Source organism: Halocalculus aciditolerans, from assembly GCF_014647475.1.
In the GTDB taxonomy this organism is placed as follows: domain Archaea; phylum Halobacteriota; class Halobacteria; order Halobacteriales; family Halobacteriaceae; genus Halocalculus; species Halocalculus aciditolerans.
This window is the reverse complement of the sequence record NZ_BMPG01000011.1, coordinates 1-12,683: the sequence shown is the minus strand read 5'-3', so window position 1 is coordinate 12,683 and position 12,683 is coordinate 1. Positions and strand designations below refer to the sequence as shown.

Genomic DNA, 12,683 nt, shown 5'->3' with positions numbered 1-12,683 from the left:
GTCTAGTGGTGCGAAGCGACAGCGAGAGGAACGAAAGATGTCGCGCGAGGAGTGGACTCGCTGGGTAGGTCCGCTCCGGCTTATCGCAAACGATGGTGGTGATGGGTAAAAACGCATCGTTATCGCCCCTCCGGGACTTGACGGCGGCGCACGCTCATCTTCTCCCGCTCGGTTCGGGCGTCGTAGTGCTCGTAGAGGACGTCGAGGGACACGTCCATCCGCTCGCTCACCGTCTCGGGCGGGGTGTCCTCGTTGAGGTGGTGGGTGATGGCTCCGCGGCGAACGGCGTGCGGCGACCGCGATGACGGACACTTCGAGTAGTGGTCTCGGCCGTTGCGTGCCTCGCACGTCTCGGGGTCGCGGTCGTGCGGGCAGGGCTCGCCGATTCGGCACGGCTGGGTCGCTTTCAGGACGGTCTTGTAGATCGTGTCACCCGTCGGCCGGCCGTTCCGGGTCGTGATGAGCGGGCGGCGGCCGTGGTCGTCGCGCTTGTCCGGGCGAGTCGGGTGGTTGAGGTACTTCTCGACGACGCTGAACCAGTGCGGGCCGAGGTAGACCCAGCGCTCGCCGCCCTCGCCGTTCTTCAGTCGCGTGCCGTCATCGATGCGGTGACGGAGGACGATGGCTTGCTCGTCGGGTCGCAGGTCCTCGACGTCGAGGGACCGGAGCGCGCCGCGGCGCATCCCGGTGCGCCAGAGGAGCGCCATCACCGCGTGCTCGCGGCTCCCCGGCTCGTACTCACTGAGGTAGTGGAGAATGTCCTTCGCGCGGTCGGCTTTCAGGTGCACGTCCCGCGAGCCCGCACCGTCGGGCAGCTCGGGCGCGTGGACCTTCTCGGCCAGCCCCTCGGTGACGCCCTCGATGTCCGCCCAGTACCGGAGCGCCGTCCGAATCGTCGAGAGTTGTTTCTGGAGGGTGATGGCCGCGATGTCGCCGCGTCGCCACGCGACGAAGTCCGAGAGATCGCGGCCGGTCAGGTCGTTCAGGTTCTCGACGTTGCGCTCCTCGCACCACTCGCGGAAGTACCGCAGGCGCGTCTTCGCGTTCTGAATCGTCGAATCCCGGACGCTCGGTTCGCGGTGACGAAGGAACCGCTCGATACCCTCCTCGGGGCTGAGCGGCTGCAGGTCGTCGCTCATCGGCGGCCCTCCATGCCCGCGCCCTCGTAGTGGCAGTCGGGGCAGACCCCGCTCGGGTCGTGCGTGCGGCCGTCGCAGTACCGACACTCCTCCGCTTCGGGCTCCGAGCGCTCCCACCGGCTCGGGTCGTTTCCGAGACTCACGCGCTCCCACCCCCGTTCACGAACGCGAGCGTCTTCGGCGGACTACCCGACCCGCACGCCGGGCACTCGTCGACGTCGTCGACGGTGACCGTCCGGCACTCCGCGCAGAAGTAGAGCCGGTCGTTTTGGTCTCCGCCGTCGGCGACCAGCTCGCCGTCGGCCCCGCTCTCGTCCACCTCGTCGGGGTCGTGAATCGCATCGCACACCGGGCAAATCCACCCGTGTTCGTCGGTCCCGCGAGCGCGGTAGACGTGCCCGTGAACGTCCGCGTGACACGTCGGGCACGTGCCCGCCGTCGTCCTCACGTACTCCGGTTTACTTTCAGTCGATTCGAGGGTTTCTTGGGGTCTCTCGTTATCTAGCGTCATGTCTCGTCAGGTTGGTGCAGCGCCCCGTTTCGGGACGCTGCGTGTCTTCGACGGGACCGCAGTCCACGGCGCACCCATCTCCTGGTAGAGTGCTGGTGCGCCGCTCGGACCGCGAGCGCCGAAGACGATTATCTCTAAAACTGTGCTGACACTTAGTCCCGAGCCGTGGGCGCGGTGAAAGTGAAAGTGGTCTCGTAAACGCGCGAAACGGCCGTCTGTGCGACCCTGAACGGGTCAGCGAACCAGACTTTAGTTTAAGGCCGTCGTGCATCACTTTCACCTTGTGTACTCCCGCGACCGGCCACCACCACGACCGCACTCCTTCTCGACGGGTGACCGACCGCGTACTTCACACATACAATCCGCCCACCTTAATTCTAACGCAGTACTTAGTTAGATAGTGACGCAGTGCTACGTTAGACTAAACTCATCCACACACAACTTATGACCGTATCCGACCGAAGCACACTCGACACGATGGTACAGCGGGTCGAATGGATGGCTCCGATTGATTACTGGATTCTGGAGTTCTTCCAAGAGCACGACATTAAGGCGACTCCTCAAGTCGTAGCCGCAAACATTGACTACGACAACCAGTACACGGGAAAACGCCTGAATCGGATGGCTGAAGCAGGTCTATTCGAGAAGGACGAACCGGGATTGTTTTCTCTCACCGACCGCGGCCGCGCGTTCCTCGCTGGCGACCTCGACGCCGACGACCTCGACGCCGACGATCTCGACGAGTAGGGTCGATTCAGGCGGGAGAGTTAAGACGTTTCTCGGTGGAGGTGTTTTCAGATGGTTGACTTACCAGAGTCGCACGGGAAGGTGCTACAGGACCACATCACGGAGGGCGAAAGCATCGCGACCGTCGAGTACGACGGCGAGACGACGACGGCGGTGTCGGGTCGGCGGCTGTACCAGGTGGAGGTAGACGACGCGGGCGTTGAGTCGGTGACCGCCATCGGCCTCGACGCCGTGACGCGCATCGACACGGAGCGCCATCCCGACGAGGAGCAGGACGCCGCCGGAGTAATCGTCGGCTCCGTACTGAGCGTCGCCGGGCTGGCACTCGCCGGGTTCGGTCTCACGCAGTCGTCGGTAAAGATTCTCCTGTTCGTGATCGGGGGCATCCTCGCCATCACCATCGGATTGGTGATTCTCGCTACGGCTCTCGACACGGAAGACGGGCACGCGGAGATAGAGGTGACGACCGGAACCGACGAGTGGGAGCTTGAGGTGGGCCTGAACAGCGACCTCCCGGAGACGGTTTCGGAGCGCGTGTCGCGTCGTGCCGTCCCTATTGACACCGTGGAGTAGCGACCTGAGCCAAACTTTAGGTTAAACGGGAGGGCCGGATTGGTCCGCCCGGAATGGCATCCAATAACCTCGACCCCATCGACCTCGTGGGGATGGCCCTGGTGGCCATCTTCGGGCCGATGGCGCTCGGCGTTGTCTCGTTCAGTATCACCGTGTTCGGCGGCTTCAGCTTCACCGACGTGCTGTGGAGCGGGAGCGGCGTCGAAGTGACGTGGGCCGGCATTCTCGCGATGCTCGGCGTCGCGTGGATTGTCGGCGCGAACTTCGCGCTCGGCGACTGGGACCTCTCCAGTATGCGGGCGTACCAGGCCGTGACGGTCGTCGCCGCGCTCGCCATCCTGCCGCTGTACCTCCTCGTGCCCATCGTGCAGGACACGTTCAGCAACTACCCCGTTATCGCGCTCGTCTTCGCCGTCGTGCAGGCGGGCTTCGGGCCGCTCCTCAGCTGGGAGGGCTAAGATGGCGGCAGTACCCTTCACCCCCGACTCGTGCATCGACTGCCCGTACTGCGAGGGCTTCCACGTCGAGCAGGAGGACGTGACCGAGTGCGGGCTTCGCTTCGGCTTCGACGCGAGCGGCGAGCGCGTCGACGACCGCGGTCGGCTCCGTCGCGCCGTCGCTCGCGTCCGTTCCTGGGGGGCACGATGAACGTCAACCACCAGGCCGCGCTCGGCATCGGCTACGCCGGCGCGGTCCTCGTAGCGTACACGGCGGTCGCGTTCGTCGCGGTCGCGGGGGCAGCGTGACCCGACTTCGTACCGTCGCCGTCGTCGCGCTCCTCGTGCTCGCCGCGATCTCCGGCCCCGGTGTCGGCGGCGCAGCTGCCGTCGAGGAGTGCACCCAAGCCGATACGATGGTGTGGCTGATTAGCGGGGGCTTCGTCAACGAGCAGTGCGACCCCGTCACGCAGTCGGACACCATCGGGCAGATGGAGCAGAACCAGCAGGATGTAACGGAGGCGAACGTTGCACAGGGGGCGCTTGAAATCAAATCGAGCACCAATACGTTCGTGACAAGCCAGAACAACAGCCTTCAAAACTGGCAGACACCGCTCTACGCCGCTGGGCAAGCTGCTGCGGTGAAAGTTCTCCAGAACGGCTCAACGGTCTCTGAGGCACAGGCAGCGGCTAACGCGACAATCGACAACCGGACCGCGGTTAAGCAGGCGAACCTCCTTTCGGCGTGGAATAATCAGATTCGCGGCATCCAAAACTTAGTCCAAATGCGGGACTCTGGTAACATTTCGTCCGAGTTCATCTATCAGCAGACTGTCGCCGATGGCGGGTCAAATGAGGGGACGGTCTACCGGTCGGGGCTTAATGCGAGTCTCTTCGTGAATACAACGACTCTCCTAGCTAACGGCTCAACTCGACAGGTGACGTACTACATCGCTAATGATCACAAAAGTACTAATTTCGTCGCTCAACACTGGAAACCGTGGCACAACCCCACTAAGATCAGTGCGGAAGGTTTCGGCTTCTCCAACGGTATGCAGATTGGCGTGAAAGCGCCTCCTGGAGGGTCTGAAGTTGTTCTCTGGACGCCTGGGAGTACGGTTGCAAAGTTCCCGGCGACATGGAACAAGACTGAAGATATCTCCCAGCAGACGAAGGCGAACCTCGCGCCGTCCATCGAGTCGATCTCGAACGCTCACGCCGCCGGAGCGAACTGGAGCGAGCTAATCAACCCCAGCACGCTCGCCCAAGAGTACGCGACGAACTACTCGTCTACCGGGCACTGGAGTTACGCGCTGGCGACTGCGGCGGCGTCCGGTTACGCGCTCCCGGACCTTAACGAGACCTCGACGATGACGGTCTCGTACGACGGCGCGACCTACGAGGGAGCGATTATGAGCCAGCAGGCCCCGAGCGGCGGCACGTGGGAGGTAGGCACGACCTACAACTCCTCGCAGATACCGGGTTCGCAGATCATCCTCACGACCGAGGGGGAGCACGTCGACATCAACGGCGAGTTCACGATTACGTCGATGACGGACAAAACCGGGTCGGCGCTCAACTCCACGACCTCGCAGACCTACGTCTTCGAGGCCGCGAACAACGAGGAGTATTACCAGATGATGGACGAGTTGAACGAGCTTCGCGAGGAGATTAAGCAGCGCGAGCCGACGACGGGCGGCGGTTCGGGCGGCGGCGGTGAGTCGTCCGGCGGGTCGTCGATGACGGCGGCGGCCATCGGCGGCGGGCTGCTCCTGGTCGCACTGGGTGGCGTCTTCCTGTACGGGAGGTCGTCATGAGCGAGGACACCAAATCCGCCGGTCGTGTGCTCTACGGGGGCGTCGTAACGAGCGTCGCGTTCTTTGGCGTCGCCGACGCGCTCCTCGACGCGAGCGTACTCGTGCTGCTGGCGGCGTGGCTCCCCGCGGCGGTCGCGGCCGGGGTCGTCGCTTACCGACGCGGCGTTCGCGTCTCCCTCGACGTCGACGACACGACCGACACCGCGTCCGGCGCGCGCGCCGGGGAGGCCGCCGACTGATGGGCCTCTACCTCGGCGTCGCGAAGCTCCTCGGCTTCCTCGTGCTCGTCGCGCTCGCGGCGGCCGGCGTGCTCCTGTTGCTGTCGGGCCTCGGCGTCCCCGTCGCGGACACGGCCATCGCGGCCATCCAGGGCGTCGTTGACGGCGTTATCGACTGGTTCCAGTCGCTCGTCACGGACGCCGCGACGCCCTGGTAGTATCGCCTCCTAACCCCTCTCTCGTCCGCGCCGGAAGCCCGCTCTTTGGACATTGTGGCGGCCGCGGTTCGACTCCGCGGGCGGACACTCATGGACCGATACACAATCGCCCTGCTCGCGCTCGTCGCGCTCGCGATCTCCCCGGCCGGGGTGGTCGCGGCGAACAACTCCACGGCCAGCTCGGACTCGCCGAGCGCGGCGAACAACTCGACCGCCGCGAGCGCGAGCGGCGACGTGGTGAAGCGCATCGACTCGCTCGGCTACATCTCCGACGTCGAGTGGAGCGACGGCACGATGACGCTCACCGTCCACTCGGACCGCTACCGCTCGGCGACCGTCTCCGGGACCGTCGGCGGCGACTCCGGCCGGTTCGCTATCCGCGACGTGACGCTCTACCGTGGCGAGACGACGATCTCCGTGGCCGCGCCGACGGTCGATGGCGCGGCGACCGCCACCATCGTCACCGGCCAGTGCAAGTCCGAAGGCTCCTGTCCGTACGTACAGGTCGGCTCGCGCGCCGGCTCGCCGTTCTCGGGCGGCTCGACACTCGGGTGGCTCGGCGGCGCGTTCGCGTCCATCGTGACGTTCTTCGGCGTCGGCTGGTTCGTGCTTCGTCGCGGTGACGGCTCCCCGGAGGTGGCCTGATGCGCGCGACGTTCGCCGACTGGCGCGACCGCCTCACCTTCATCGTGTCCGAGTCGCCGGTCCTCGCCGGGTTCCTCCTCCTCGCCGTGCTCGGGGTCGTCGTCGGGCTCGGCTGGCTCTTCACCGCGGGCGGCTGGGACCTGCCGTCGTGGGCGTGGAGTCTCCTCGGCGGCTACCTCGTCCTCCTGCCGGCGCTCGCGCCGAGCGCGTACCTGCTCGCTCGATGGCTCCGTCGGCGTCGCATGGTGACTGTCTACCTCTGCAACGCCGAAGCACACGCCACCAACTCCGGGAAGGCCCAGGAGAAGTACTACGTCCCGCCGGACGTCTGGGCGCGGAAGTCCATCGGCAAGTACGCGCCGACGCCCATCAACGGCGGCTCGGCGTGGCAGGTGCGCGAGTACGATTGGGACGAGGACACCCGGACGCTCTTCGTCGAGGGAACGCCGCTCCCCGAAGTTAACGACGACCGGATGTTCACGTGGAAGACCTACGTCGAGGACATTTACTCGGACCTCATCGCCAAGCATCACGCTCTGAACCGGGCTCGCGACCGGATGAGCAAGATGGCCGTCGACGTCGAACAGGCGTCGGTGAACGAGAACGCCGAAGCCCGTGAGCGCGGCCTGATGATGGACAAGAACGCCGCGAAAGACGCGTGGAGCGACGCAACAAGCGACCTTGACGACCTCTCAGAAATGGAAGACCTACCGAACGTCGACGACTACATCGACGCGCCGGGCGACGACCGCGGCGACGACGGAGGTGAAACCGATGAGTGACGGCGGTGACGCCGGCGACGACCTCTACACGCCGGCACAGTACCGCGAGCACCTCGACCAGTTCGGCGCGCGTGACGCGCTCGGCCACGAGTACTCGGCCATCGTGCAGGACCCGAAGGTGAACCGTCACCTCGCCATCCTCCGCAACCACTACGACCCGACGAAGGCGGAGCGACCCGACGAAATGCCCGCGCGCTACGACGGCCTCGGTGAGGTGCGCGACCTCGTTCGTGTCGCCGCGTCGGAGCGCGGCCGTGAAGCGATGGATGAGGGAGATATGCAGATGGTGAAGCATCTCACTGGCGACGCCGGGCAGCGCGCCGACGTGTCCGGTCTGAAGGCCATCGAGACGCTGAAGTCGTTTATGACCGGTCCCGCGCCGATGTTCTACGAGTGGGCCGAACCCGGCACGGGGAAGTCGAACTTCGCGTTCCTTCTCGCCCAGCTGTGGAAGGCTCACCACGAGGGCGAGGCACTCGTCGCGTCGAACGTCCGCACGCTCCGCGAGACCGACGATTGGGAGGATAAGGAGGGGAAGAAGCGCGCCGGCTGGCTGTCGAACTTCGGTGAACTCGAAGAGTGGATTCAGCAGGATGGCGACCCGCTCCACAACGACCAGACGCCTAAGCTCTTCATCTTCGACGAGGCCAGCAGCAGCGCCGGCGGCTCCGGCTCATCGGGCTACGAGACAAAGAGCAAGATGGGACCGCTGGCGTACAAAATCCGGAAATACGGCGGCTCGCTCATCGTTATCGGCCACGACGGGAAGGACGTGCATCCGCTCATCCGCGAGATGGGCGTCTGCGTGCACAAGACCGGCCTGAAGGAAGCGACGTTCTACCAGGACGTGACGAATCGCCGCGGCGTCGGTGAAATCGAGTCCATCGAGGGCATCCCGGAGACTGACTGGCGGTACAACGACAAGGAAGCGACGACGTGGAGCTGGTCGAAGGGAGACGAGGGCGAGGAACTCGAATACGGCGAAGTTGTGGAGGACTGTGCGATGTGGACCATCGTGAACGAGCGGGAGAAAGAGAACCCTGTTGCGTTCCGTAAACTGGCGAAGAAGACGCCGTGGGACGCCTCTACGTGCTCTCGACGGTGGAAGAAGTACAAGGAGGATGGGAAGTACGTCGATTCGGTGCAACGAGTTGAGAATGAAATCGCATAACGGCGTCGGGGTTATCGATGTTGCGTGTTGCGCACCCCCCGCCGTACTGTATAGTGCACGGGGTCCTACCCGGCGTCGCTATCGCTCCTTGGTGCGAGGACCCCGCGGAAAAACGGGCCGGGGGATAGTATATATATGACGCGCGCGACGCGACGCGTTGGGTTCGAGACAACAGAATGAATCAGTCTCGCTCAAAACGCGCGAATAGGTACGGGACGCTCGCCGAGAGGAAGATGGCCGAGAAGTGGAACCTCCGCCGCGAGGGCGTGCACACCTACTGGCGCGACGCCGTCGACGCCGACGGAACCGCGTGGGAGCTGAAGGCGACGATGGCCGAGACCGCGAGCGGCCGGCCCGGTCGGTTCCGCGTCCGGTCGCACGCCCACGACCGCCTCACCGACGCGGGCGGATGGTACGGATTCGCGGTCTACGTCGTCGTGGGAAACGGGATTCGCGTCCGCGCCTACCGCGCCATCCCGGCCGTCCGCCTTCCCGTCTCCGCGTGGTACGGCGCGGGCGGCACCGACGAACACGACCACACGAAGATCGCCATCGGCGACCTCTTCTGAGCGTACTGGCAGGACTCAGCCTTACCCCTCTAAAGCCCGTCTCTGCGGGTATCTCGGGCGCGTAGAACCGCGTTCGTATATAAGCCAGCGTCATTCTCTCCACAGACTGACACCGAAACCGGCGTCGTAAGTATTCACTATCCGAGAGAAACAGCGACTCGACTACCGCTGCGGGCGGTCGTGGGGCGGGAGGGGGGCGCGAAATTTTTCGCGCGCCCTGCGGGGCGGTTGCGGTCTCGCGCGCTCTGCGCGCGAGAGAGCGGTGTATTTTGGTTAGGTGGCCTTAGCCACACCCCTAACGGGGAACCCGACAGCGGCCGTCGGGTTCCCCGCTTGGGTGGCTCGGGCCGCGACGTGAGGAGCGGCCCGAGCCCGCGCCCAGACCCCCCACTAAGGGGCATCAATTGCCGGTAATTACGGGTGAGAAGTAGTGTTGCCACTGGTCAGGCCGCGCCCTAAGTCGGGTTCATGACCTTCCAGAACGGGCGCGAAACGCGAGTACCGTCCGGGCGCGAGTAGCGCACGGTCGCGGTGCGGAGCCGCGTCGGGTCCTGACCGGCTGCCTTCCACTTCTTCATCGCTTCGTCGGCGATGTACTCGGGTGCGGGGTCGTCGTTCTTGTCCAGCTCGCCGAGTTCGATGCTGAGGGCGTCGCGTCGGTTCGAAATATCGACGCCGTAGCGGTTACACCACGCGACGAACTCGCTCGCTGCCTGGTCGAATCCGCGTTCGGCCGCTTCCATCGTCTGCGCGGCCGCCTGCACGGCTTCACGGTTCGCTTCGCGTGCCGCCTCGACCTTCTCGTGTACCAGCTTAGCGATGTGCTTCGACCGGATCGCAACCTCGCCGTACTTCCGGTCAACGAGATCTTCGATCCGAGACAGTGCCCGGTAGACACTGTCGACATGACGACTGTGTTCGTCGGCGATATCCTGCGGGCTCACGCGCCCACCGTCCGCCACGAGCGTCTGTAGGCTCTCCCACTCGACCGGAGAGAGGCCGTCGGCGATGTGGCGGATAACAACGCTCTCCTGAGAACTCTCGATGCGCGTAAGGTCGAGTTTCACCGGTTCGTCGGCCTCGACCGTGTCCGCCGAAAAGAAGGCGTCTGGCGTGTAATCGCCGGTTCCGTTCGTCGGTGAGATATCGAGACCGGCATCGAAGAGGACGGAGCGCACGATGGCGTCGAGTTCGTCACGGAGTTGCTGAAGATCCTCCTCGCTCGCTCCGAGCGTTCCGTCCCACCGGTTCACCTGATACGACGCGCCCAGCTTTGGGTCGCGGAGAGGATGGTCCTGTGGGACGCTGAGAGCCTCCCTGGCGTAGTAGTGCTTCACTTCAACCGGCAACTCGTGCGTGGGCCACGCTTCACGGACGCGACGCGGCCCGAGTGTGGTTGTGTGATAGTAGCCAGGGAGCTGGCGACCGTGTTCGTCGGTGTCGTTCTGAACGACCTTCCGGTAGCCCTCCCGGTCGTTTTCGAGAAGGTGTCCGAGAGCGGCGAGTGGGCCGTCACGAGCGTGAATCGGCCCGGACGCGTCCTCACTCACTCGAACGTAGCGTTCGGCGTCCTGCACGTTGCTGTAGGGGTGGAGACGGTCGAAGTTGAAACCAGGCACGCCAACAGCGTCGAAGGCGAGGCGTACGAGGTTCTCGTAGCGGAACGCGTCGATGTTCGAGCCTTTCACCTTCACGTTCACCGCTTCGTCGATAGACTGAGGAACGCTGTACTCGGACACCTCGCCCGCGTAGTTCTCGGTACGCATCCCTTGCCACCTTGGGGCGAGGTGAAGGTTCGCCGACTGCTCACCGGTCCGCTCACCGGGGTCTTCCGCCTCCTCGTTCGCGGTGGGGTCCTCGCGTGGGTGGCGGCGGAGAGCGACACGGAACTCGCGTATCTCCTCAATCTCGAACGTGGTCCCGGCTGGAGTCTGGTCTTCAGGAGGGAGGATATTCGAGGGCTGGTAGTACAACTTCGCCTGCCAGCGTTCACCGGACGTCTGGAAGTCAACCCATCCCGTGCTCCCGTCGACATCCTTCACAGCGGCGTCGGCCGCGAAGAACGGGGAGAGACCACGCTTAGCGTAGAGAAAGTTCGCGGCGAACTCGTGCCAGACGAGTTCGATTAGCTCCGTCACGCCGACCCCTCCACGAGTTCGGGAGTGAACAGCCGGCTCCAGGCGAGCTGGCGGTAGCCGGTCTCGGCGCGATCTCCGCGCACCTCCGTCCACCCAGCGGGGAGGAGGTCGTCGACGACACTCGCCGGACAGACGAGCATCGCGAGCACGTCGAACGACTGTGGGTCGTAGACGGCGAAGAGGTAGCTGGCGGCCTCCTGTACCAAGCGCTCGTGCTGGCGCTGGCGGATGTAGAAGCGGCCGCGCTGGCCGCTCGCGAGGCGCACCTGGGCCGCCTTTATCTCGACGACCGTCGCGTTCTCAAGTAGGCAGATGCTCCCGAAGTGCACGTCGTTAGAGGGCGTGAGTAGGCCGTCGACGCGCGCGTCATGCCACTCGGCGACGTGGTCGGAGACGGGGGCGAGCGAGGGCACGCGCTGGATAACCTCGGCCTCGATGGCTTCGCCAGCGTGTTTGCTCGACCGTCTCGCGGCCTCACTCATCCTCACCCCACAGACTCCGGCACGACCGGCAGAGCGCGACACGTGCGTCGTGCTGCGGCGTCCGAACCCGGCGCACGTCGTGGGCGTCGCTCTCCCCGTCCGCCCCGCACACGTCGCACGCGTCGGCGCTCGGCGCGTTCTCGGCCAGCCCGTCCCAGTACCCCTCCGGCCGCGCCTGCGGCGCGCCCCCGTCGCTGCGCAGCTCGGACGCGCGAACGAACTCGTCGTTCGCGAGGGACGCGCTCGTTCGACGATCGACCGTTACGATAACATCGCGGTGAATCGGCCCTCGCTGAAGGAGAACAGTCTCCTCGCGCTCGAACGCGGGGAACGAACGCATCCCCCACGAGTTCCACCCGAAGGTGAGAACGACACCACCGGGCCGGACGAGTTCGTTGAACTGTCCGAGCGCGGCGTACATGTCGCTCGCGTGGAGTCCGTCGTACTTCGTCTCGGCCTGCTTCTCGTCGAACGGGGGGTCGAAGACGATGGTGTCGAACGACTGCGGCCCGAAGTGTTGGGCGATGGTCGCGACGTCGTGATGCGTGTCTGCATCGCGATCCGGGTTCAGGTCGTTCCGGATTATCTCGCCGTCGTGGTTCAGTGTCGTCTTTCCCGCGCAGGCGTTCAGCACGCGGCCCCGGAGGTTCTTCTCGACGAGACGGCGAGCGGGAACATACTCGAACGTCCACCGCTCGAGCATCCGCGCCGAACCGTCCGCGTTTCGACCGCCGTTGCTGACAATCTCCGTAACCGCCTCGGGTTCAGTATCGCCCGCAGACTGCTCACGCGCCATCGCCGACACCTCCAAAGAGCGGCTTCGCGTGATCCTCTGGAATCTCCCCGTGTGGTGAGAGTCCGAAGTCTTCGGGGTCGTGCTCAGCGATGTGTTCGCATCGGCGTTCCCAGCCGGCGAAGTCGTGACCGCACGCCGGGCAGGATTCGAGAACGTTGTAGACGGTCCCGCATCCCTCGGCGCGAACTCGCCGGACGCTCACGCCGAAACACCCCCGAATCCCTCGGTGAAACCACGGGACGTGGGCGGGGTGACTAACGAGTCGTTAGTCACTCGATTTTGAGATGGGTTCGTTACCGCGTACGCAAGACTGCAGAATGGCGAACAACCGCGTGACTCGCCGCTACGCGTGATAGTTCGCCAGGACGAAGAAACGGAGTGGACTCGCTGGGATTTGAACCCAGGGCCTCTTCCTTGCGAAGGAAGCGATCTACCACTGA

At 64.8% G+C, this 12,683-nt stretch carries 17 protein-coding genes; 11 read left to right on the top strand and 6 right to left on the bottom strand.

The window, feature by feature from the left end:
- Nucleotides 1–119 precede the first annotated feature (119 nt).
- Genes IEY26_RS17395 through IEY26_RS17385 form a run of 3 tightly spaced genes read right to left on the bottom strand, consistent with a single transcriptional unit; the run spans nt 120 to nt 1,587 of the window.
- The gene (locus IEY26_RS17395) at nt 120–1,139 is read right to left on the bottom strand and encodes a tyrosine-type recombinase/integrase (protein WP_188981098.1); all 1,020 of its coding nucleotides are present in this window, start codon (nt 1,137–1,139) and stop codon (nt 120–122) included.
- A complete protein-coding gene (locus IEY26_RS17390) occupies nt 1,136–1,282 on the bottom strand; it encodes a hypothetical protein (protein WP_188981097.1) in 147 nt (48 codons plus the stop codon). The genes IEY26_RS17395 and IEY26_RS17390 overlap by 4 nt, the downstream gene beginning before the upstream one ends.
- On the bottom strand, nt 1,279–1,587 hold the full coding sequence (locus tag IEY26_RS17385) for a hypothetical protein (protein WP_188981096.1): 309 nt from the start codon (nt 1,585–1,587) through the stop codon (nt 1,279–1,281). The genes IEY26_RS17390 and IEY26_RS17385 overlap by 4 nt, the downstream gene beginning before the upstream one ends.
- Nucleotides 1,588–2,127: 540 nt before the next feature.
- Between IEY26_RS17385 and IEY26_RS17380 the strand changes: the two genes are divergently transcribed.
- The 11 genes from IEY26_RS17380 (at nt 2,128) to IEY26_RS17330 (ending at nt 8,827) form a co-directional block, all read left to right on the top strand.
- A complete protein-coding gene (locus tag IEY26_RS17380; protein ID WP_229774209.1) occupies nt 2,128–2,397 on the top strand; it encodes a winged helix-turn-helix domain-containing protein in 270 nt (89 codons plus the stop codon).
- A gap of 51 nt (nt 2,398–2,448) precedes the next feature.
- Nucleotides 2,449–2,970, top strand: a complete 522-nt coding sequence (locus IEY26_RS17375) for a hypothetical protein (RefSeq protein WP_188981095.1) — start codon at nt 2,449–2,451, stop codon at nt 2,968–2,970.
- 53 nt (nt 2,971–3,023) lie between these two features.
- Nucleotides 3,024–3,428, top strand: a complete 405-nt coding sequence (locus IEY26_RS17370) for a hypothetical protein (RefSeq protein ID WP_188981094.1) — start codon at nt 3,024–3,026, stop codon at nt 3,426–3,428.
- Between the two features lies 1 nt (nt 3,429).
- On the top strand, nt 3,430–3,618 hold the full coding sequence (locus tag IEY26_RS17365; protein WP_188981093.1) for a hypothetical protein: 189 nt from the start codon (nt 3,430–3,432) through the stop codon (nt 3,616–3,618).
- A 94-nt stretch (nt 3,619–3,712) separates the two neighbouring features.
- Nucleotides 3,713–5,224, top strand: a complete 1,512-nt coding sequence (locus IEY26_RS17360; RefSeq protein WP_188981092.1) for a hypothetical protein — start codon at nt 3,713–3,715, stop codon at nt 5,222–5,224.
- Nucleotides 5,221–5,463 (top strand): hypothetical protein, encoded by a 243-nt coding sequence (locus IEY26_RS17355; RefSeq protein ID WP_188981091.1) that lies wholly within the window; start codon nt 5,221–5,223, stop codon nt 5,461–5,463. Before IEY26_RS17360 ends, IEY26_RS17355 begins: the two co-directional genes overlap by 4 nt.
- Complete coding sequence (locus IEY26_RS17350) at nt 5,463–5,660, top strand: hypothetical protein (protein WP_188981090.1); 198 nt, start codon at nt 5,463–5,465, stop codon at nt 5,658–5,660. Before IEY26_RS17355 ends, IEY26_RS17350 begins: the two co-directional genes overlap by 1 nt.
- Before the next feature lie 90 nt (nt 5,661–5,750).
- Complete coding sequence (locus IEY26_RS17345; RefSeq protein WP_188981089.1) at nt 5,751–6,305, top strand: hypothetical protein; 555 nt, start codon at nt 5,751–5,753, stop codon at nt 6,303–6,305.
- A complete protein-coding gene (locus tag IEY26_RS17340; protein WP_188981088.1) occupies nt 6,305–7,087 on the top strand; it encodes a hypothetical protein in 783 nt (260 codons plus the stop codon). The genes IEY26_RS17345 and IEY26_RS17340 overlap by 1 nt, the downstream gene beginning before the upstream one ends.
- A complete protein-coding gene (locus tag IEY26_RS17335) occupies nt 7,080–8,258 on the top strand; it encodes a hypothetical protein (RefSeq protein WP_188981087.1) in 1,179 nt (392 codons plus the stop codon). The genes IEY26_RS17340 and IEY26_RS17335 overlap by 8 nt, the downstream gene beginning before the upstream one ends.
- Before the next feature lie 233 nt (nt 8,259–8,491).
- Nucleotides 8,492–8,827: a hypothetical protein gene (locus IEY26_RS17330; RefSeq protein ID WP_188981086.1), complete on the top strand. Its 336-nt coding sequence runs from the start codon at nt 8,492–8,494 to the stop codon at nt 8,825–8,827.
- Nucleotides 8,828–9,282: 455 nt separating this feature from the next.
- Here the strand turns inward: IEY26_RS17330 and IEY26_RS17325 are convergent, their stop codons facing one another.
- Genes IEY26_RS17325 through IEY26_RS17315 form a run of 3 tightly spaced genes read right to left on the bottom strand, consistent with a single transcriptional unit; the run spans nt 9,283 to nt 12,243 of the window.
- Nucleotides 9,283–10,965: a DUF7845 domain-containing protein gene (locus IEY26_RS17325; RefSeq protein WP_188981085.1), complete on the bottom strand. Its 1,683-nt coding sequence runs from the start codon at nt 10,963–10,965 to the stop codon at nt 9,283–9,285.
- Nucleotides 10,962–11,447, bottom strand: a complete 486-nt coding sequence (locus IEY26_RS17320) for a hypothetical protein (RefSeq protein ID WP_188981084.1) — start codon at nt 11,445–11,447, stop codon at nt 10,962–10,964. The genes IEY26_RS17325 and IEY26_RS17320 overlap by 4 nt, the downstream gene beginning before the upstream one ends.
- Nucleotides 11,440–12,243 carry a hypothetical protein gene (locus tag IEY26_RS17315; RefSeq protein ID WP_229774208.1) on the bottom strand — a complete coding sequence of 268 codons (804 nt, stop codon included), beginning with the start codon at nt 12,241–12,243 and terminating at the stop codon, nt 11,440–11,442. Before IEY26_RS17315 ends, IEY26_RS17320 begins: the two co-directional genes overlap by 8 nt.
- Between the last annotated feature and the right edge of the window lie 440 nt (nt 12,244–12,683).